Raw genomic sequence first — 20,381 nt, 5'->3', positions numbered from 1 at the left:
GGTCACCCCAATTGAGAGCGGGACTAGCTCATGCGCCGCGGGTGCCAGGGTTTTAACGAGATGATTGGTCTTAGGCCCGGAGGGGCGTCTATCGTTTCGTGGTGACCACGAAGTAGCCGCGCAGCGAATTTACCCCCACGCTTATGATCTATCCGATGATCTTTTCTATTCACCCAGCTAGATAAATTTACCATACTGCACCGCCCCATCTCACTCTCCCAGTAACCCAAACACCTCCCGCCCCCGCCGGTAGAACCGCTCGATTTCCGCGCTGGGAATCAACCACCCCTTTCGGTAAAAGAGTAAATAGAAACCCAGCCCTTCTACCGACCATTCTTTATTAACGGTAAAGTAATTGAGCACCTCGTCCGTAAAGTGGTGCCGGATGTATTCCTCATCGCCCCCCGTAAGGCGGTACTGGCCGGAAAACTTCGGAAAACGTACGAAGTCGATGTCCTTGAACCCAAGCAACTCCCCGAGTTTGTGCAGTAGCGTTTCCGGTTGTAAGTACATTTCCGGGAGGCCTAATTGCTGGCTCTGGACGAAAAATACCGTCTGGTAAATCTGTTTGTCCTTATTCGACTTCGAACCCGACCACCGCGTGTAGCTGTAATCAAATATAGCGATGTCAAAATCCATCAGCCCGTGCTGGTGGCGTAGCACTCGCTTGATGCTGCGGTTGCGCCCCTCGGAAAATAACTGAAAGTCACGCAACTGCGGTAGCAAACCATAATCATCTTCCTCGCTGAACGAAAAGTTAAGTTGCTGCGCTAGCTCGGCTAGGTTGCGGGATCGGTAAGGGTGCACCATACCGGTAAAACTAGCACCCAAATCATAAACGCCCCGTTCCGGTAAGGGAACGAGGCGTTTGGGTAATACTTCGGGCTACAATCTGGCACGATGCAAGAGAAATCTTGATGGCTTCCAGGTAAGTGAAGAATACACCGGAACGGGCCAGCCTACCGCCTACTTCCGTCCACCAGCATTGAACATACCCTCCTCACTGGCGGGAACGGCAGCGGGCTCGGCTGGCTTCTCGTCGACTTTGCCCTTAATCGTAAGCACGATCGGCTCGCCGGGTACGTTGGTCGTTAGCGTCACGCGCTTGCGGAATTGGCCGATGCGATGGGTGTCGTAACGAACCTTGATTTCGCCCGTCTCACCGGGGGCGAGGGGAGCTTTGGAGTAGCTGGGAATGGTGCAACCGCAGGAGCCACGGGCGTTCATAATGAGGGCGGGCTCGGTACCGGTGTTGGTAAACTTGAACACGCGGAACGGCTCGCTGTCCTGCATGATTTCACCGTAGTCGAGTTCGGTCGTCTCAAAAGTCATTTGGGGGCCGCTGGTGACTTCGGTGGTTTCAGCTGGGGCCATCACTTGAGCCTGAACGCTGAAAGTTGTAACGCAAGAGAGTAGGAGAAGAAGAAAGAAACGTGTCATGTTGATTATTTTACTGTTGGCAAAGATAAGAACTCGCCGGATCGCCACCGGTTAACGCCTTGTTAAGCTAAGCGGTGTGAAGAGTGACCGTCGGTTCATCGATCAAAGGAACTTCGTTAAGACGCATTAGCCACGGTTGGGGTTACCGGCGGGACGTTAATACTTTGCAAAAAAAATGCTAACCCGCCCCGGCCGAAATAATGAAGAAACTTATTCGGAGTGCTTGGTTGTTAAAATTCGACCACATATCTTTGCGGCCGCCCGGGGGATTAGCTCAGTTGGCTAGAGCGCTTGCATGGCATGCAAGAGGTCACCAGTTCGACTCTGGTATTCTCCACTTCCGAAACCCTGACTCGTTTATTCGAGTTGGGGTTTTTTGATTTCGGGCCGGTAAGCGGCCAGGTAAGTTGCTTATCCAGCACATCTTCCTTGCGTGTCCCTACGTTACCTTGCACCCGCGTCCGCGCCCCTTTACCCCGCCTCAACCAACCGTTATGAACCAGACCATCGACGCTACCGCCACCACCGCCGCCGAATTTATCGACCTCGAAGACCGCCACGGCGCGCACAACTACCACCCGCTACCCGTCGTCCTCGCGAAAGGGGAAGGTTGCCACGTTTGGGACGTCGATGGCAAACATTACTACGATTTTCTGAGTGCCTACTCCGCCGTGAACCAGGGGCACTGCCACCCGCGGATCGTCGACAAAATGGTGGAGCAGAGCCGAAAACTGACGCTTACCAGCCGGGCTTTTCACAACGACCAACTGGGCGTCTACGAAAAATACGTCACGGAATATTTCGCTTTCGATAAGGTGCTCCCCATGAATACCGGCGCGGAAGGCGTCGAGACGGCCATCAAGATCTGCCGGAAATGGGGCTACGAGAAGAAGGGAATCCCCGACAACCAGGCCCGCATTATTGTCTGCGGACAGAACTTTCACGGACGGACGGTGACCATCATCTCCTTCTCCTCCGACCAGGGCGCGCGCGATAATTTCGGTCCCTACACACCCGGCTTCGAAAGTGTCCCCTACGGAGACATTGCCGCCATGGAAGCCGCCGTGGGGAACGATCCGGCCACGATCGCCGGCGTACTCGTCGAGCCGATCCAGGGGGAAGCCGGCGTCTTCGTGCCGCAGGATGGCTACATCGAGGCCGTCGCCGCCGCGTGTAAAAAACACAACGTGCTCTTCATTGCCGACGAAATTCAGACGGGCGTCGCGCGAACCGGTGCGCTGCTACGGATCTGTGGCGACTGTGCTTGCGCCGGCCACTGCGAGCGCCAGCCGGCGACCTACGTGCGGCCCGACATCCTCATTTTGGGTAAGGCCCTGAGCGGTGGCGTGTATCCTGTGTCCGCCGTTTTCGCCGACGACGAGGTCATGAACGTCATCCAGCCGGGGCAGCACGGCTCCACTTTCGGTGGCAACCCCGTTGCCTGCGCCGTCGCTATGGAAGCCCTCGAAGTAGTGCGCGACGAGCATTTAATTCAGAATGCGCGGACGCTGGGTGCCAGGTTCAGAGCCGAGATGCAAAGTTTGGTGGATCAGTACCCGGGCCTGCTAAAACTAGTCCGGGGCAAAGGCCTACTCAATGCCCTGGTCATCAACGACAGCCCGGACAGCGACACCGCCTGGAACTTTTGCCTCGCCCTCGCTGAAGGCGGTTTGCTCGCAAAGCCCACCCACGGTAACATTATTCGTTTCGCTCCGCCACTGGTTATTACGGAAGCGCAGTTGCTGGAAGCTTGCGGTATCATTGGTGGTGTCGTTAAGAAGATGGCTAAAACAAGATAATGCTGGTCTAAAGTAAGTTGGTAATTCTCATCAAGTCCCGGAGGGGCGTCTCTCGTAGCGTGGGATGCAGCCCCACGTTTTCGTTTAAAACGTATTGATAAACGAATAATAGACCAAACCCCGCGAATTCTAATTGGAGCCACGGAGCTAACCGGATTATACCGAACTTTGCGGTCAATACGTTTCCCCGGCGAGCACACCGGGCCCGGGGCAGTAGCGCCCGTTGTCTAAACCAACTTACATGTCTAAGATTACAGATTTTCTCTACGGCGACGTCAACCGTAATAGTCACCGCGCTACGTTGAAGTGGCTCTGGCTGCTGGTGATCGCGATCCCCGTCTTCGCAATTTTGTTCTTCGTCGGCCTGAGTTTTACCGACCTGCCCTCGGTCGTCGAACTGGAGAACCCGAAGAACAACGAAGCCACCCGTATCCTGGCCGCCGATGAATCCGTCCTGGGTCGCTACTACCTCGAAAACCGGGTGATGGTCGACTTCGACGAACTGAGCCCCAACCTGGAACGCGCACTGGTCGCCACGGAGGACGAACGCTACTACGAACACAGTGGCATCGACTACAAATCACTGGCCCGCGCCGTCATCATGACCGGTATTTTACAGCGCGAAAGTAGCGGCGGTGGCTCCACGATCAGCCAGCAGTTAGCCAAGCTCCTGTTCACCGGCCCGGCGGCCGCCAACATCTTCGAGCGGGGTTTTGAGAAGTTCAAGGAATGGATCATCGCCGTTCGCCTGGAACGCAAGTACACCAAACAGGAAATCATCGCTATGTACCTCAACCGGTACGATTTCATCAACGGTGCCCAGGGCATTCGCGCCGCGGCGGAAAACTATTTTGGTAAGTCTCCCGCCGAGCTCGAGACCCAGGAAGCCGCCGTCCTGATCGGGATGCTAAAAAATTCCTCCTACTTCGACCCGCTCCGCCGCCCCGAATTGGTGCTCGACCGCCGTAATACGGTAATGGCCCAGATGGTGCGTAATGAGTTCCTGGACCAGTCGGAATACGAACGGCTCAAAGAACTTCCCCTCGGGATCGTCTTCACCAACCAGCGGCACGACGACGGTATCGCACCGTTCTTCCGACAAGTACTCAAGCAAGAAGCCAAGAAGATCCTCGCGAAACCTCAGTACCACAAAGCCGGTGGCCAGGCCTACAACATCGACCGCGATGGGCTCACGTTCTACACTACCATCAATCCCCACATGCAACGTCACGCTGAGGAGCAAATGGCGATTCACATGGCCGGGCTGCAAAAAGAGTTTTTTAAGCACTGGGAAAAAGAAGACCCCTGGGATTACGCAAGCCCAAGTAGTGAGACGGAGATCCCCGTTGAGATTCGCAAGCAAAGCCTGGAACGAGCGTTGCGCATGTCCGACCGGTACCAACGCCACCGCAGCGCGATCCTGCTGCCGGCACTCCGCAAGATCAATGACAATAGCAACATCATCTTTCACGAAGACGACCGCGAAGTCAGCCGCATGATGCGGGAGTTGGAGGACAACACCACCATCAGCGACCTGGTCCGCCGCAACCTGCTCGGTAAGAAACTAGCCGCCGAGTACCGCCGCGTCATGAAAATGGACGCGTTTGCCGAAGTAAAGACGGCCTGGAAAAAGCTGCAAACGACCGTCAAGAAAGATTTCGGTACGGAAACCAAGATGCGTGTCTTTGCCTACGGCCAACCCAATATGGAGACCGACACGCTGATGACGCCCCTGGATAGCGTACGCTACCACAAAATGATCCTCCAGATCGGTAGCCTTTCCGTGGAGCCGACCACTGGGTTCGTGCGTACCTGGGTCGGCGGGGTGAATTTCAAGTGGTTCCAGTTCGACCACGTCACGGCAAAGCGACAGGTCGGCTCGACGTTCAAGCCCTTCGTTTACGCGGCCTCCGTCGACCTGCGCGGCATCAGCCCCTGCTTCGAAGTGCTCGACCAGCCCATTACGATTTCTCCGGGCGACGGTAGCTTTTACCTGACAAAGCCCTGGACACCAAGAAACGCTAACAACCGGTACTCTGGCGAATTCATGAACCTGTACAGTGGGCTGAAGAACTCGGTAAATTCCGTTTCCGCCTACCTGATGCAAGAACTCGGCTCACCCGACCCCGTGCGCAACATGGTCGCTAACATGGGTCTGCCCAAAGACGAAGTCCCTTCCGTTCCCTCCATCGCCCTGGGTTCCGTCGACCTGACCGTGCAGCAGATGACCGGCGCTTACACCACCTTCGGCAACAACGGCGTTTTTAACCGACCGATCTTTCTCACCAAGATCGTTGACCGGACGGGCCGCGTCGTCTACGAATACATTCCCGATGACCGCCGCGCCCTGAGCCCGGCGGCCAACTTCACCATGGTCAGAATGTTGCAGCAAGCTTCCGTCGGTAACCTCGGCGGCGTGAAGGGCCCGGTGGGTGGAAAAACCGGGACGACGAACGACCAGACGGACGGCTGGTACATGGGCATCACGCCGGAATTGGTGGTCGGTACCTGGGTTGGTGGTGACGACCGGTGGATTCGCTTCCGTTCCCTGCGCTACGGTGGCGGCTCGCACATGGCCAAACCTTTTTTCCGCCAGTTCGTCAAAGCGGTTCAGAACGACGAAAAAGTGCAGTGGGACACGCAGCGCGCCTTTTTCCGGCCGCGGGGTGACCTCGGCATCGAGCTTGACTGCGATGCTTACGCCGGTTCGAACGATGATGTTTTCGAAGAGGATGAACCGCGGGGGGAAGGAACGCTGCAAACCGATCCGTTCGGGGGCGGAAGAATTAACAACAACCCAGACTTCTAGCGAAGGCTATTTAGTTAGCGTCGTGAATTTTTAAGGTGTGATCGCACTACGGTAACCTACGTAAAACAAAGCCGCTGCTCTGGTACAGAGCAGCGGCTTTGTTTTACACTAACGGGGTAGCTGGCGGTATTCTTAGAAACTGTAACAACCACCCTTATTGCCACCCTCACCAATGGTGATGCCAAAAGTAAGGCTACCGATGAGGTAATAATCGTTGGCCGCGCTACCGCGTCGGTACTCGAAGTCATTCGTTTCGCCCGGGTTAACGACGGTAGGGTTTGAGAAGAAAGCGGCGGTGGTGCCTTCCGGCCCCCGCAGTACGTCCTGATAATTGATAACGCGGTCGCTGGTATCGTCTAGGTAATCCGTCCCGGGTACGCGCCCGCCGATCTCCAGGCCGACGACAAACCGGTCGGCAAACCGGACGCGCACGCCGCCACCGATGATCCCAACGATCTGGGTGAGCTCGTAGGGGGCCGCGTCGTAACGGCTGTTATCTTGACCCTGCGCTTCGGTACGTAGTGGTTGTAAATCGACGAGGTTACCTTCCCGGTCGGGTGACTGGGGGTTGAAGCTCATAAACCCAAAGCCCGCGTAGACGTAAGGAGCGACGAAGTTAGCGTCCGGGTCGCCCAGGTAGAAAAGATCGAGCTCGCCGACCAGATTGAATTCGGAAAGAGAGGTGCGAAAACTACGTTCGAAGCGTACGCGCTCGCCGGTTTCGTTGGGGAGAATCACGTCTCGCTCAGCGGAAAGGCGGCCAAAATTTCCGTTGATCCGGATACCGAAACGTTGCGTCGGGCGGTAACGGAGGTAAGCGCCTCCGGCAAAATTGAGATCATCCGCGAAGATACCGTACGTACTGGGCGAATAATCGCCGCTGTAAACGCTAAAGCCACCCTTTACGCCAATCTCGAGTTGGGCGGATAGCCCGGTGGAAAACAGGGCCAGTACGCCCAGAAGAAGTAGTTGATTCAGTTGAAGTCGCATATTTTCAGTGGGTAGCTTAAGAGTTCAGGGGGGTAAATTCGGGGGTGCCGTTCGCCCGGCATTGAAAATTCTAGCCTATAACAGTATTTTGGCGCTAAGAATTTCAAAGGTAGCGGATTATTCGCCCCGGCGGCATCACTTTCTTCCGCCACTGCCCCCGTACTCAACGGGTGGCGCGTGAAATTACAGTCATTTTAGCGCGCGAAACGGCCGGCGACTGACCCAGCCTCGGTTTAATACCGTTCCTTTGCGACCAGACTATGCAAGCAAGCACCGACAAGACCGAAGTGCCGGATTCCGGCCGCACGAAGAAGGAGAAGTTCCAGCGTTCCTACCGCATTTTTCACTACGTAGAACGATTTAAGTGGAAGTTTCTGCTGAGTTTCATCATTCTGGTACTGAGCTCCCTGGTTTTTCTCGTGCTCTTGCAATTACCCGGTGAGGCGATCAACGTCCTGCAGGACAAGGGTAGGTTCGATTTGTCAGTACAGGAGATATTCATGTTGCTCTTTGGTCTGCTCATCGTGCAGGCACCCCTTAGCTTTTTACGTGTCCGCCTTCAGGCAGAAGTCAGCGAGAAAGCAATGGGCGCGCTCCGTAAAGACCTCTACGGCCAAATTTTGCGCCTGGAGGTTCCCTTCTTTGAAAGTAACCGCGTTGGGGAATTGAGTAGCCGCATTACCAACGACATCACGCAGATCCAAAGTGTCTTCGCGTTGACGTTGGCTGAATTTCTGCGCCAGTCAATTATTTTGTTGGGTGCGATCGTCTACATCTTTTTCACGATGAGTAAGCTGGCGCTCATTAGCCTGGCCATTTTCCCCGTGGTGGTCATTGCGGCAATGTTTTTTGGTCGCTACATCCGGAAAATGACCAAGGCGCGCCAGGAGCAACTGGCGGCCTCCAACGTGATCGTGGAGGAAAGTTTGCAGTCCATCACCACCGTCAAGGCATACACGAACGAGGAATTCGAGTTGGACCGCTACGCCCGGAGTATCGACGAGACAGTACGGATCTCCCTGAAAACGGCTTCCGCCCGGGGGCTGTTCTCGGCTTTTATCGTGACGGTCATGTTCGGCGCGCTCTTCTACATCGTTTACCGGGCCACGCTGCTGGTGCAGTCGGGTGATCTGCCGGTCGGCGACCTGTTCAGCTTCGTTATTTTCGTTGCGCTGATCGGTGGGTCGATCGCGAGCCTGGGTAGTTTTTATACGGAAATCGTCTCGGCCCTCGGTGCTTCCGACCGCGTGGTGGACATCCTGGAAAGTGAAGAGGTCGAAGCCATTCCCAACCCCGCGCTTCCCAATTCCACGGCACCCGCGACCACGCATAAAAAATCTAAATTTCACGGTGACATCGTTTATCGCAACGTCCGCTTCAACTACCCCACGCGGCCGGACGTCGAGGTGCTGAAGTCGATCTCCCTGGAGGTCCGCCAGGGTCAAAAAGTAGCGCTCGTCGGCGCTAGCGGCAGCGGTAAATCGACCATCGTCAAGCTGCTCTTGCGCTTCTACCCACTGACTTCCGGCCAAATTAGCGTCGACGGCCGCGACGTAAATGAGTTCGACCTGCACGATTTCCGGGAGCAACTCGCGTTGGTTCCGCAGGAGGTCATGTTGTTCGGCGGCACCATCCGGGAAAACATTGCGTACGGTAGCCTGAACGCAAGCGAAGAATTGATCCGGGAGGCCGCCCACAAGGCCAACGCGCTGGATTTTATCGACAAGTTTCCGGAAGGCTTCGACACCGTCGTTGGTGACCGTGGTATCCAGCTTTCCGGCGGGCAGCGGCAGCGCGTGGCCATCGCGCGGGCCATCCTCAAGGACCCGGCTATTTTACTGCTCGACGAAGCCACGTCGAGCCTCGACGCCGAAAGCGAACGCGTCGTGCAGGAAGCCCTGAACCGCCTGATGGAAGGCCGCACGAGCATCATCATTGCTCACCGACTAGCGACAATTCGCGAGGTGGACTGCATCTACGTGATCGAAAACGGCCGCATCGTCGAGTCCGGCACGCACGACGAGTTGAGCGCCATCCCCGGCGGTGGCTATTCGGCGCTGGCGCGTCTTCAATTCGAGCCCATCGCCGAATGATTCGTCACGACGTCCAACTGCAGAAATTAAATACGTTCGGACTGCCTTCCGTGGCGGAATCCTACTTGCCGTTAACGGACGTGAGCCAGTTGCGTGGTGACGCTTTTAAAAGCACGCCCGCCCTGGTTTTGGGTAGTGGGAGCAATCTTTTACTGCGAGATTCAGTGCCGGGGCTCACGGTTCACGTGCTGCTCGGTGGCGTGGAAGAGTTGGGTCCTGGAGGCGCGGACGCGGGTGCCAAGAAAGTTGGTAAGGGAGACGTACTACTCCGTGTGGGTGGTGGGGTGGACTGGAACCAACTCGTTCGCTACACATTGGACCGCGGGCTCAGCGGGATGGAAAACCTGGTGCTGATCCCCGGAACGGTAGGTGCTTCTCCGGTACAAAACATTGGTGCTTACGGGGCGGAAGTGGCAAACGTGATCGCCGCCGTGCACGTATGGGAATACGGCCACGGCGCGCGGACTTTGAGCCCGGAAGCGTGTGATTTTGGGTACCGGGATAGCCGCTTCAAGCGGGAGCCGGGGCGATTTTTGATTACCGGTGTGGATTTCCGCCTGCGTAAGGAAGCGGACTCCGTAAACACCACGTACGGCGCGATCAATACCGAATTAGCCCGTCTCCAAGTCGAAAAACCGACCCCCGCCGACGTAGCGCTGGCCGTGACGAACATTCGCCGCTCCAAACTTCCCGACTGGTTCTTCCTCGGCAACAGTGGTAGCTTTTTCAAGAACCCGGTTGTGGAGCTAAGCGTGCTGGAAAAGATCAGGGAAACCCATCCGGGCGCTCCCTCCTACGCCATCGACCCCGCACACGTCAAACTCCCCGCCGGCTGGCTAATCGATCGGTCGGGACTGAAGGGCGCGCGCGAGGGGCCGGTGGGGACTTACGCCAAACAAGCGCTGGTGATGGTGAACCACGGCGGTGCTACGGGGGCGGATATTCTGGCTTTCAGCGAGCGGGTGCAGCGGGCGGTACGGGAAAAATTCGGCGTGGGGTTGGAGCGGGAAGTGCGTTTGGTGCCGGAAGAGTGACCCAGTGGCGGCTTTCTTTAGTGGTAGTTCGCTTCGTACCTGCATTAGTGCACGGTTAAACACGTCCGTAGCGTAGGCCTCAGTAAATCCGAACCGCCTCCACCACTGCCCCCACCGCCAGTAGCCCCCCCACGAAAAAATAGATATTGCGGGTGAAGAAGGCTGCGTTCCGCCGAATCCAGTCCGCCAACCGCGCGTAAGAGCAAAAAATCGCCAACGCACCACACGCTACGCCGGGGACGTATAGAATGCGCGCAGTATGTGTTGCCGGGAGGTAGTTGTTGGCCACCAGGAAGCCCGCGATGGCGAAGATGAAGGGGATATTCAACACGTTCATCGCGCTCATCATCACGCCACGCAGAAACGGATCGCCGGTGTAATGTTTTTCCACGTGCGCCTTGCGCGCCGCCCGCGCGGTAAAACCCTTCACCACGAAACCCGCCGCCAGCACGACAAGGATTTGAACCGCGTACTGTTTAATCAGGGGCACGACCTGTAAATCGCCGGTCAGTAAGTCCGCAAACAGTACCGCGAGGGCCGCCTGCAGACCGATCACCGCCGCCATCCCGAGCGAGAAAACGTACCCCTTCTGCCGTCCGATGCGAATAGACGTGGATACTACCTGCATGTTCAGCATCCCCGGAAGCAGGCAGATGAAAACGCCGGTCCCGAGACCGGAAGCAAAGCCGAGCAAGGATTCCACGCCGGCAAATGTACAAAGCGGAGGCAGGCCGGAGAACGGCGGGGATTAGTTGGGTGGAAAAACGAACCTCGGCGAGGGTCTTGAAATTGATACCTTTAGCGGTGTTTTAGTCCGTTAGTCATATAGTTCGGTAATCTGGTAGTTCTTTACCTCGGTAGACCAGCGAACCACCAGACTAAAAGAACAAACCCCCACAAAAAATAATAAATAAGCAAACCACGCACTATGAAACCAGTAAAGATCAAATTCGGCACCGACGGGTGGCGCGCCATCATCGCCCAGGAATACACCGTTGACAACGTGAAGCGCGTGGCGGAAGGCACCGCCCTCTGGCTTAAGCAGAACGGCGGCACGCGCGTCGTCATCGGCTACGATTGCCGCTTTGGTGGGGAATTGTTTACCGAGACGACCGCACGGGTGTTCGGCAAGCACGGTATCACTTCCCTCGTGGCCCCCGGTTACATCTCAACGCCGATGGTAAGCCTTGGCGTCGTGAAAACCGGTGCTGACCTCGGTGTCGTCATCACCGCCAGCCATAACCCCGCTAGCTACAACGGCTACAAACTGAAGTCGAAGCTGGGTGGCCCATCCGTCCCCGCCGACGTAACGGCCGTGGAAAACCTCATTCCCGACGCCGTCCCGGAAGACCTACCGACCTACGCGGAGTTGAAGGAGAAAGGACTGGTCGAAGAGCACGACTTCGAAAAAATCTACATCGACCACGTTCACCAGGGGTTTGACGTCGACCTGATCCGTAATTCCGGCATCGGCATTGCCTACGACGCCATGTACGGTGCCGGCCAGAGCGCGATGATGAAGTTACTCCCCGAAGCCACCCACCTCCACTGCGAGGTGAACCCCAGCTTTAACGGACAAGCCCCCGAACCCATCGGCCGTAACCTGACCGAACTCTCCGAGGTAATCAAGAACAACCCGAAACTCGACCTCGGCATCGCCAACGACGGCGACGCCGACCGGATCGGCCTGTTCGACGCCGACGGTGATTTCGTGGACAGCCACCACATCCTGTTGCTGCTGCTCATGTACCAGTACGAATACAAAGGCATCAAGAAAGGTGAGGTGATCCTGACCTTCTCCGTCACCGATAAGCTCAAACAGCTCGCCGAGCAGTACGGACTAGAATACGAAGTAACCAAGATCGGCTTTAAGTACATCGCTGAGATAATGGCCGAGCGCGACGTGATCGTCGGTGGTGAAGAATCCGGCGGCCTCGCCGTCTCCGGCCACATCCCCGAGCGGGACGGTATCTGGATCGGTCTGATGATTGCCGAATACATGGCCAAGACGGGTAAATCCCTCAAGGACCTGATCAAAGAGATTTACGCCAAGGTCGGTTCTTTCAACTGCAACCGCGATGACGTCCACGTGGACAACGACCGGAAGTGGGAGATCGTCAAGCAGGCTAAGGAAAACCCGTTCAAGACGGTCGGCCCTTACCAAGTGACCGACGTGAAACACATCGACGGCACCAAGTTCTACCTGGACGGTGACGACAAGTGGTTGATGGTACGTCCTTCCGGTACGGAGCCGGTGCTGCGGGTGTACGCGCAGGGCGCCGACGAAGCGGAGGTACGTAAGATCCTCGATGCGGGGCGGGCGGAGATGGGTATCTAAATCACCGCAAGCGTTCGTTTTTAGCCACAAAAGCACAGAAACACGGAAGGGTGCGACAGCACGTCTCTTTTTGTGCTTACGTGTTTTTGTGGCTTTTTTTTATTTAAGATATTTACCTAACGTCATTTATTTATGCGGTCCTTTACAGTTTGCTTGTGCCTCGTTCTGTTCGCCTCTTGCCAATCTTCCGATGCACCCGCCCCGGTAGCTCTCGGGGCGCCCGAAGGTGCTGTGCCCGCGGGGCCGATCACGCTGGCCGGGGGGAAGGTGAGCGTGACCATCGACCCGGCGTACGGCGCGCGCATTACCTCCTACACGTACGACGGACGGGAAATTCTGAACCAGAGCAGGGAACAAAATGGCCGCATGTTCGGGAGCACGGTGTGGACGAGCCCGCAGGAGGACTGGGACTGGCCACCGCCGCCGGCGTTCGATACTCAACCTTACGAGGTGCGCAAACTGCGCGAAAATGTGTACGTATTCACGAGTGAACGGGACTCGGCCTCGCAACTACGTTTGGAAAAAAGAATCCAACTGACGCAGGCGGGTGAGCTTGGCCTGGGGTACGAAGTGAAGAACGAATCCTACCTGCCACTCGCCGTAGCGGCCTGGGAGAACACACGGTTGCCTTACGCCGGGCGGCTGGAATTTTACGTTGGCGACACGGCCTGGACGAACGAAGGCCCACTACCGCTCGAAATGCGGGAGGAACTGGCGGTCATCCCCTTCGACGATCAGGTTGCTGAGCCACAAAAATTTTACGCGACGCTGCGGGATACGATGGTTCGTTACTACAACGACGGCCTCGTCTTCACCAAGCAGACGATGATCACCGGCCGTAACCAGGTGGCACCGGGTCAGGCACCCCTGGAGGTTTACCTCAACCCGGTGCTGGGGTTTGCCGAGTTTGAGTTGCAGGGCGGTTATTACCGGTTGGAGCCCGGGCAAAGCGCTTCGATGCGTACTAAATGGCTGGTGCAGCCCGAATAAACATGCAGACATCCTTCTCCGTGATCGTGCTAGTTTTACTGGGTGGCGTGCTGAGCGCGCAACCAACGCTCCGGGCAACCCTCGCACGTGAAATCTGTGATTGCATGGTGGACGAGCGCGGTCGAACGATGCGCAGACGAGCCAATCTCTGCTTGATTCGCATCAGCGGTAAGTACGAGGACCGGATCAGTAGTCAGTACGCACTCTCCGTCCGTGGTCGGCGCGGGCGGGAAAGTCTGGTCGATACGATTGCCGCCCCGCTTTCCGCCCAATGCCCCGAACTCGTTGCCTACTTTTACGGCACCCAGTTACAGCGCCACTGGTCGGACATGGGTGCCGGAGACCCATCATTAATCTACGTCGCGGAGGTTTTGGGCGCGGACGCCGGTGCAGAGTTGAAGGGGGAAGGGGCGATGAACGTTACTTCAGCCGTAACGGAAGGCCCGGCCGAGATGATTTATTCCGGTCTGCTGACTAAACTTGATCCGGACGGCAAAATGATCTTAAGTAGCCAGGAGGGGCAGCGGGTGATGTACCTGCCGGCCAAGTTGCGGCAAAAGCATGCGTGGGCAATTGGGATGTCGTACAACTTGCTTTGCCGCCGTACCGTCAGTAGGGGAGGGGAAAAGTTGATTTGGCGGGTGTCTGAGGTGCGGTAGCTGATCGCTTGCCCTAAACACCACTCAGGCTCTCTACGCAGGCCACGACCACGAAATCATCAAAAATGCGGTAGTCCAGGTCGAAAACCATCGTGACGTCGGGCGTTCGCAGCACCGCCGCTGCGGTAGTGTTCGAGAGTGAGAAGTTACCGAGGTCGACGTAGAGGTGCTCCTTAAAATCAATTTGCCGCCTTCCGAACGCTTTGTACATCGCTTCTTTGGCCGACCAGATCAGGTGCATCTGAACGAGGTTGTTGGTTTCCTTCAATTGCACGGTTTCGGCCGTTGACATGAACCGAGGGGCGATCCTCGCGATCTTCCCAACGATCCGCTGCACGTCGACGCCACAGGGGTTGGGGTGGGCCACCGCGGCGGCGTAGTTGACGGTATGGCTAATGGAGACGTGGAAGTGAGAATCCGCGAGGTGGGGTTTGCCGGCCGTGTCCTTACGTAATTCGCCCCGAACACTGCGGCCGCTCATTTGGTGGAGTAGTATCCGCGCGGCCAGAAACTCTTTTCGGTGGCCCTTTCCCCTTACGAGGCTTAATTGTCGGGCCTCATCGGTATACAGGTGGGCCTGGTTAAGAAGAACATCCTCCGTTTCGGTGATGTGAAATAGGCCCCACTCACCGGGGGAACGTAGGGGCTCGTGAAATTGAACGGGCATAAAGGGAGGCGACGCTTTGGCGGGGGAGGTAGGGTGGGGGAGCGCACCGAGCCCATAAGGATGGGAGCACGGGGCAACTGATCAAATGATTGCAAGTGACGGTACTTACCCTCCGTAGGGCGTGTCGTCGAGCCGGTCATCGTACAGGGTGAAAATGATTCCGACGGTAAACACCGCAAACAATACACCCAGGATCATCGTCAGGGTGGGGGATAGCACGGGAAACAAGAACCCTACGGCGAAGTAGACTAAGGCGATGAAAACATACTTCATGGGTTGCTTTTTTAGAAAAGGTGTGTTGGATGAAACCGGTAGCGTAGGGTAGCGGATCGGCGATTAGAAGGTGGACTAGTTACCTTTGGTCACCCATTTATCTAAGTGTGTACATTGTTAACCCGAGGAGAAATTGCCTTGTTCGTAGGAGCGTATGTTAAAAAGGATTAGCGAAAGAAATGGTCACATGGCCGCCATCTACGCCCTGCGCCCGGCCCCGGACGGGCTTTACTCCGCCGGCGCGGACGGCTTCATCGTGCACTGGCACCGGGAAGACGTCGACTTCGGCAGGGTGGTCGCTAAGGTGGAAAGGGGCAAATTCTTTTGCCTCGAAACCTTGCCCGACGGTGGTTTGGTGGCCGGGGCGCTGGATGGCGGCGTACACTGGCTCTACCCCGAGGAACCCACCAGGAATAAGCACGTGGCGCACCACGTCCGCCCGGTCTACGCCACGCTGCGGGTCGGTAACGAACTCTTCACGGCTGGCGGGGATGGCGCACTGACCAAATGGGACATTACGACGCAGCGCACGGTAGAAAGCGTACAGCTCAGCCCTAATTCGTTGCGCTGTATCGCACTTGCCGACCAAGGGGGCGACACCCTCCTGGTGGGGGCTAGCGACGGTAAGGTGTACCGCGTCGACGGAAGCACGATGGAAATAATGAGTTCCGCGGAGGCTAATCAGCCGTCTACCTTTACCGTCGCCACGCTCCCCGGGCGATCAGTTTACGTGAGTGGGGGCCGTGATGCGCAGCTAAGGTTTGGGGGGGCGGGGGTAACTGATTACCCTGGGTTAGTAACCATCGACGCGCATAATTCTACCGTAAACGCCCTAGCCTTCAGCCCCGATGGGAAGTACCTCACTACCGCGAGCCGCGACAAAACCGTAAAGCTGTGGCGGGCGGATGACCGTTCGTTCGATCTGCTCAAAGTTGCCGAAGTCGTGCGGGATCGGGGGCACGTGAATTCAGTCAACACCCTCCTGTGGTTAGACGACCACACGCTGATAACGGCCGGGGACGACCGTAGAATACTGGAATGGCGAGTTGGTTAGCGGTTCCGTAGATCTTAACTGATGTTACGCAGATTATTTCGCCACATAGCACGAAGTACTGCGAAGCAAAACACAAAAGCACAAAAATCGGTGTACGGCTACGCCGAAGCACCGTTTACTTATTCTTGCGTGTTTATGTAGCATAATCCGGTTGCGTAAAGTCAGATCTTAAGTACCGGTGTAAGGGCTGCAAGTACGCCAAACCAATATCGGCCGCAACGCGAACTACCCTGCACCCGCGCCAGCGCCAAATCAAACGAACAACAAGACGAGCGTTAGCACGATTCCACCAATCGTCCAGTAGATTCCCTTGCGAAACACCTCCGTTTCCGGCCGAAACATCCAGAAACTGGAAACGACGAAGAAGAACAGTGAGGCCCCGAAAAATAAATTTAGCCAGTAGAGCGGGTCGTTCGTCGTCGCCTTGTGGAGCTTAGTCATCTTACCCAGCACGTAGGGGAGCTGTTTCTTAATCGTGACGGCCTCGCCGGTCGCCACGTTGTACTCACCACCCTTGAAGTAGATAGTTTCACCCGCCCGGCGGTCGATCTCCACCTCCTTGATTTTGAGCTCCTTTCCTACCTCCTCCGCCGTCAAACTAGCCGCTAACTGTACTTCGGTACGCTTTTCCTGCTTGAGGAAATCAGTCTTCCGGTAAACAAGCACCATCCCGCTCAGGGAATAAACGGCCATGATTCCGGCCAGAAAAAAACCGAGGTAACGGTGTAAAATGCGCATCGTCATAGGGGGAGGATATTTGCGGGGGCAAATATAGGCGGTAGGCTTTTAGGTGGTAGTCTTATAGGCGGTAGGCGGTAGTACAGGCCTACCGCCTACTAGCCTACCGCCTACTAGCCTACCGCCTAATCTTCCTACCGCCTAATCCCCTCCCTACTCCACTTCCACGATCTCCGGCATCTCCCGGTCCTCGTTCCAGGCCAGGATTAATCCTTCGATCTCATCCGCCGAGAGGTAGTATTTTTCCAGGCGTTTTTTATAGTGCTCCGGGAGCGTGCTGTGGGACATGAGGTAGTTCTTCGTGGCGATAATTTCGCTGCCGAAACCGTGGTTGACGGCGATCTGGTCGGCCCGTCGTTCGGCGGCGCGCATGTAGCGGGACCACAGCGCGTAGCCGAGGCCGAAACTGATCATCCCCAACGAAGGGCGGTGGAGGTAATCGACGACGTGGCCCAGTTCGTGTGCGAACCAACCAACCACCACTTCCTTGGGCAGCTGCTGGATTTTGACGTGCTCCGTCACGTCGAGGTGGCTACTAAAATCAATGCGGTAGTCCCGCGTCGCCCGCCGGAAGAAACGTCCGTTCGCCACGGGCTGCGCGCGCATGGTCGATCTTTTCATGTTGATCTTGCGCAAAAATATTCTGCGGTCCGTCAGTTCCGGGTAGGTTTCGAGGACTTCGAGGAACCAATCCCTCAATTGCTGACTCTGCACGTTCTGGTAAAGACAAGTGTGTTTCGTTGCTGCCATGTTGCTGGCAACGTAAGTCGTCCGTGGAGGTTGGGCGGCGTACCGTATTTATTGGGAACCCCGTGCTCACACGTTTGCGCCTGTACGCAATGATCAACTTTAGTAACTGATGTTACGCAGATTATTTCGCCACATAAACACATAAACACAAAAGCACAAAAATCGGTGTACGGCTACGCCGAAGCACCGTTTACTTACTCTTGTGTGTTTTTGTGTTTGTGTGGCATAGTCCGATTGCGTAAGGTCAGTTAGTAAAGCTCAACTAATCATGCCGTAAGCTGCTGGCGTAAAGGATTTGTAATCAGTAAATTAAAATTACTCCTCACCTTTCGCCATCATCTTTCTGCTGGCGGCCCTTATCGCTGGCGTCCCCGACTTTTCCGTATTTCCCGCAGTTATGACCGGGAGGGGGGAGATTATTTTCGACCTCCATGCTTGAATTTTCTCGCCGTTTGTCTGCTGCCCAGCCTGTTCAGTAGGGCCTAATTAAGAACACCACGACATGACTACTTGTTAAATAGCACGGCGGCCGCGCACATTGTATCGGGGCGGCCCTGCTATTCATAATAAACAACCAAAATTAAACACCATGGTCGCGGCCAAAAGAACGTTTTATTTATTACTCAGCACCCTGATCCTCGGCACGGCCGAATTATTCGCTCAGGCGGATCAGGAAAGCCCGTTCCAAGTCAACGAGACGGTCACTAAGGGTGAACAGGGAATCGGATCGACCATCTGGGTCGTCCTCGGCATAATTATGCTGTTGGCTATTTTCTTTTTAATTAAGAAAGGTGGCTCCGGCGAGACGCGGGCGGGAAATCCTAAGTAGCAATTTTTGCCCCGGCTCCGTTTTTTCTTTATTGTAAAGAGGGCGAGGCCGCGGGTGCAAAGAAACTGGGTGGACGGCCGTGCGTAATCACCGTGTTAGCTACCGTAAGCTAAAGCTAAAGCGAACCTAATGGCGTTTTTCGCGGTAGTAACGTTAGATATTTCGTTTTAAACCTCCCACGATTATCTCGTGCGGAGGTTTACTTTTTTAGTCCGGTGCGGAAGATATTTCGACCCGCACCGGGTCACCTTTTGAGTGAATTCATTAGCAAATACTATTCTATGTTAACCCAACAGCAATTCGATACCCTAGCAACAACCAACGGCGATTCGCTTATCTCCATATACGTGCCGACTTCTCCCGTAGGCAGTGAAGAGAAAGATCGCATCCGGCTTAAAAACGCCATCCAGAAAGCAACGAATGACCTGGAGAGCCGGGGCATGACGAATCTGGAAGCCACGGAGTACCTCACCAAAGGAACTAATTTGGTGGAGGATTTTGACTTTTCCGAAGATTCCAGTAACGGACTCGCGGTATTTATCGGTAAGGACGTTTTTGAGACCATCACCCTGAGGAGTGAAGTAGCCGAAAGTGTGAAAATCGGGACGGCGTTCATGCTCGCTCCCCTAGTAAAGGAACTCAACGGGGCGGGAGATGAATTCTTTCTGCTCACCCTCAGTCGGGGCGGTTGTAAATTATTTCTTGCCCGGGACGGCCAACTGGACGCCATCGAGACAACTGGCATCATTCCCGTAGACATGGAGGCAGCTCTGTTACTGGATGACCCCAACCGACAGTTGCAGCGGTCAGGCCGTAGCGACCGGCCGGGAACTGTTTCCGGTCACGGTGCGGGTAAAGACACCGAAAATGCCTACGTAAAAGAATACTTCGACATTGTCGACGGCGGCGTCGCTACTTTGCTCAAAAACGAAACCCGCCCCCTTTTACTCGCTGGCGTAACCGAGCTCATTCCCATCTACCGGGAAGCGAACCAGTACACCCACCTCATCGAAGACCGCTACGTAAGTGGCAACGTGGATCAGGAAGCGACTACCGATCTACATAAGAAAGCAGCTGATGCCCTGGGTGGATTTTTCACCCAGCAGAAAGAGCGGGATCACGAACTATACGGCCTGAACCTAGCCAAGGGGGAAGCCGGTTCTAACCTGATGAACATTGTACCCGCCGCGATCAACGGCCGGATTGCCGTATTGTGGGTAGTGGAAGGTTCCGTGCAGTACGGTCACTACGAAGCAGCGACCAATGGGGTAGAATTGACGGACGACCGGGCACCCGGCGCTACGGAACTGTACAATCTCGCCATCGTCAGTGCCCGCAAGAGTGGTGCCAGGGTTTACATCACCGACGCCGAATCTTTACCCAAGGACGGTGGGCAGGTCTGCGCAATCTACCGGTACGGTATCCCTGCCGTCATTACTAATTTGGGGTGATGGAGGTAGCAAGGTCATACGTACCACTCTGCTCCACCAAAATTAACTTTGCATCCCCGCGACCGCGCCCTGATTGATGACGTGAACGCATAAATTGAAAACAGATGAAATACACTTTTTTTGCCCTGCTGCTGAGCTTCGGAACTTTTGTATCCTGCGATGCATCCACCGATAATGACAGCACCGAGACCACGACCGTGACCGAGAAGAGCACCGACGGCGTGAACGCCAAGAGTGGTGGCGAGACTTCAACCTACGAAGACCAGTCCACCAAGAGTTCGCTAACCACCGGCACGGCCGATTACGACGGCAAGAACAAAGTGCCCGACCAAATCGCCACCGATAATAGCGAGAAACTCGACACCATTAGGTACTTGCAGACGCCCGAAATCTTCTCCACCAGCCCCGTCAAAAAAGGCAACCCGAACGCAACGGAGAACAACTGATATTTTGTCATCAATCGATTC

19 protein-coding genes and 1 tRNA gene are annotated in these 20,381 nt (G+C 55.8%); 12 read left to right on the top strand and 8 right to left on the bottom strand.

What is annotated here, in order from left to right:
* Nucleotides 1-210 precede the first annotated feature (210 nt).
* Nucleotides 211-810 (bottom strand): hypothetical protein, encoded by a 600-nt coding sequence (locus GGR27_RS05170; protein WP_168036304.1) that lies wholly within the window; start codon nucleotides 808-810, stop codon nucleotides 211-213.
* A 156-nt stretch (nucleotides 811-966) separates the two neighbouring features.
* Nucleotides 967-1,440 (bottom strand): DUF1573 domain-containing protein, encoded by a 474-nt coding sequence (locus GGR27_RS05165; RefSeq protein WP_168036303.1) that lies wholly within the window; start codon nucleotides 1,438-1,440, stop codon nucleotides 967-969.
* Nucleotides 1,441-1,703: 263 nt separating this feature from the next.
* On the opposite strand from GGR27_RS05165, the gene GGR27_RS05160 reads away from it, so the two are divergent.
* The 3 genes from GGR27_RS05160 (at nucleotide 1,704) to GGR27_RS05150 (ending at nucleotide 6,048) form a co-directional block, all read left to right on the top strand.
* Nucleotides 1,704-1,777 (top strand) — tRNA-Ala (locus GGR27_RS05160).
* A gap of 157 nt (nucleotides 1,778-1,934) precedes the next feature.
* Nucleotides 1,935-3,239, top strand: coding sequence for an ornithine--oxo-acid transaminase (gene rocD, locus GGR27_RS05155; protein WP_168036302.1), 1,305 nt, complete (start codon nucleotides 1,935-1,937; stop codon nucleotides 3,237-3,239).
* A 241-nt stretch (nucleotides 3,240-3,480) separates the two neighbouring features.
* The gene (locus GGR27_RS05150) at nucleotides 3,481-6,048 is read left to right on the top strand and encodes a transglycosylase domain-containing protein (RefSeq protein WP_168036301.1); all 2,568 of its coding nucleotides are present in this window, start codon (nucleotides 3,481-3,483) and stop codon (nucleotides 6,046-6,048) included.
* A 132-nt stretch (nucleotides 6,049-6,180) separates the two neighbouring features.
* On the opposite strand, the gene GGR27_RS05145 is transcribed toward GGR27_RS05150, so the two are convergent.
* Nucleotides 6,181-7,038 carry a DUF6089 family protein gene (locus GGR27_RS05145; RefSeq protein WP_168036300.1) on the bottom strand — a complete coding sequence of 286 codons (858 nt, stop codon included), beginning with the start codon at nucleotides 7,036-7,038 and terminating at the stop codon, nucleotides 6,181-6,183.
* Nucleotides 7,039-7,298: 260 nt separating this feature from the next.
* Between GGR27_RS05145 and GGR27_RS05140 the strand changes: the two genes are divergently transcribed.
* Nucleotides 7,299-9,131 carry an ABC transporter ATP-binding protein gene (locus GGR27_RS05140; protein ID WP_168036299.1) on the top strand — a complete coding sequence of 611 codons (1,833 nt, stop codon included), beginning with the start codon at nucleotides 7,299-7,301 and terminating at the stop codon, nucleotides 9,129-9,131.
* A complete protein-coding gene (murB, locus tag GGR27_RS05135) occupies nucleotides 9,128-10,165 on the top strand; it encodes a UDP-N-acetylmuramate dehydrogenase (RefSeq protein WP_168036298.1) in 1,038 nt (345 codons plus the stop codon). Before GGR27_RS05140 ends, murB begins: the two co-directional genes overlap by 4 nt.
* A 79-nt stretch (nucleotides 10,166-10,244) precedes the next feature.
* On the opposite strand, the gene GGR27_RS05130 is transcribed toward murB, so the two are convergent.
* Complete coding sequence (locus tag GGR27_RS05130; protein ID WP_168036297.1) at nucleotides 10,245-10,868, bottom strand: LysE family transporter; 624 nt, start codon at nucleotides 10,866-10,868, stop codon at nucleotides 10,245-10,247.
* A gap of 225 nt (nucleotides 10,869-11,093) precedes the next feature.
* On the opposite strand from GGR27_RS05130, the gene GGR27_RS05125 reads away from it, so the two are divergent.
* The 3 genes from GGR27_RS05125 (at nucleotide 11,094) to GGR27_RS05115 (ending at nucleotide 14,152) form a co-directional block, all read left to right on the top strand.
* Entirely contained in the window at nucleotides 11,094-12,503 is a 1,410-nt protein-coding gene (locus tag GGR27_RS05125) for a phosphohexomutase domain-containing protein (protein ID WP_168036296.1), read from the top strand.
* A 132-nt stretch (nucleotides 12,504-12,635) separates the two neighbouring features.
* A complete protein-coding gene (locus GGR27_RS05120; RefSeq protein WP_168036295.1) occupies nucleotides 12,636-13,493 on the top strand; it encodes a hypothetical protein in 858 nt (285 codons plus the stop codon).
* 2 nt (nucleotides 13,494-13,495) lie between these two features.
* Entirely contained in the window at nucleotides 13,496-14,152 is a 657-nt protein-coding gene (locus GGR27_RS05115; RefSeq protein ID WP_168036294.1) for a hypothetical protein, read from the top strand.
* Nucleotides 14,153-14,165: 13 nt separating this feature from the next.
* Here the strand turns inward: GGR27_RS05115 and GGR27_RS05110 are convergent, their stop codons facing one another.
* Together GGR27_RS05110 and GGR27_RS05105 are read right to left on the bottom strand one after the other, a co-directional pair.
* On the bottom strand, nucleotides 14,166-14,819 hold the full coding sequence (locus tag GGR27_RS05110; RefSeq protein WP_168036293.1) for a 4'-phosphopantetheinyl transferase family protein: 654 nt from the start codon (nucleotides 14,817-14,819) through the stop codon (nucleotides 14,166-14,168).
* A gap of 105 nt (nucleotides 14,820-14,924) precedes the next feature.
* The gene (locus GGR27_RS05105) at nucleotides 14,925-15,092 is read right to left on the bottom strand and encodes a hypothetical protein (RefSeq protein WP_168036292.1); all 168 of its coding nucleotides are present in this window, start codon (nucleotides 15,090-15,092) and stop codon (nucleotides 14,925-14,927) included.
* A 187-nt stretch (nucleotides 15,093-15,279) separates the two neighbouring features.
* Between GGR27_RS05105 and GGR27_RS05100 the strand changes: the two genes are divergently transcribed.
* A complete protein-coding gene (locus GGR27_RS05100) occupies nucleotides 15,280-16,146 on the top strand; it encodes a WD40 repeat domain-containing protein (RefSeq protein ID WP_168036291.1) in 867 nt (288 codons plus the stop codon).
* A 252-nt stretch (nucleotides 16,147-16,398) separates the two neighbouring features.
* Here the strand turns inward: GGR27_RS05100 and GGR27_RS05095 are convergent, their stop codons facing one another.
* Complete coding sequence (locus tag GGR27_RS05095) at nucleotides 16,399-16,890, bottom strand: PepSY domain-containing protein (RefSeq protein WP_168036290.1); 492 nt, start codon at nucleotides 16,888-16,890, stop codon at nucleotides 16,399-16,401.
* A gap of 147 nt (nucleotides 16,891-17,037) precedes the next feature.
* Nucleotides 17,038-17,634, bottom strand: coding sequence for a M48 family metalloprotease (locus GGR27_RS05090; protein ID WP_168036289.1), 597 nt, complete (start codon nucleotides 17,632-17,634; stop codon nucleotides 17,038-17,040).
* 589 nt (nucleotides 17,635-18,223) lie between these two features.
* Here GGR27_RS05090 and GGR27_RS05085 point away from each other — a divergent pair.
* The 3 genes from GGR27_RS05085 to GGR27_RS05075 all read left to right on the top strand — a co-directional run bounded on the left by GGR27_RS05085 (nucleotide 18,224) and on the right by GGR27_RS05075 (nucleotide 20,360).
* Complete coding sequence (locus GGR27_RS05085; protein ID WP_168036288.1) at nucleotides 18,224-18,463, top strand: hypothetical protein; 240 nt, start codon at nucleotides 18,224-18,226, stop codon at nucleotides 18,461-18,463.
* 281 nt (nucleotides 18,464-18,744) lie between these two features.
* Nucleotides 18,745-19,914: a baeRF7 domain-containing protein gene (locus tag GGR27_RS05080; protein WP_168036287.1), complete on the top strand. Its 1,170-nt coding sequence runs from the start codon at nucleotides 18,745-18,747 to the stop codon at nucleotides 19,912-19,914.
* 104 nt (nucleotides 19,915-20,018) lie between these two features.
* Complete coding sequence (locus tag GGR27_RS05075) at nucleotides 20,019-20,360, top strand: hypothetical protein (RefSeq protein ID WP_168036286.1); 342 nt, start codon at nucleotides 20,019-20,021, stop codon at nucleotides 20,358-20,360.
* The last annotated feature ends 21 nt before the right edge of the window (nucleotides 20,361-20,381 follow it).

The organism is Neolewinella antarctica, assembly GCF_011927835.1.
GTDB lineage: Bacteria > Bacteroidota > Bacteroidia > Chitinophagales > Saprospiraceae > Neolewinella > Neolewinella antarctica.
Note: the sequence above shows the minus strand (reverse complement) of the source record. Positions and strands in the feature narration are given on the sequence as shown.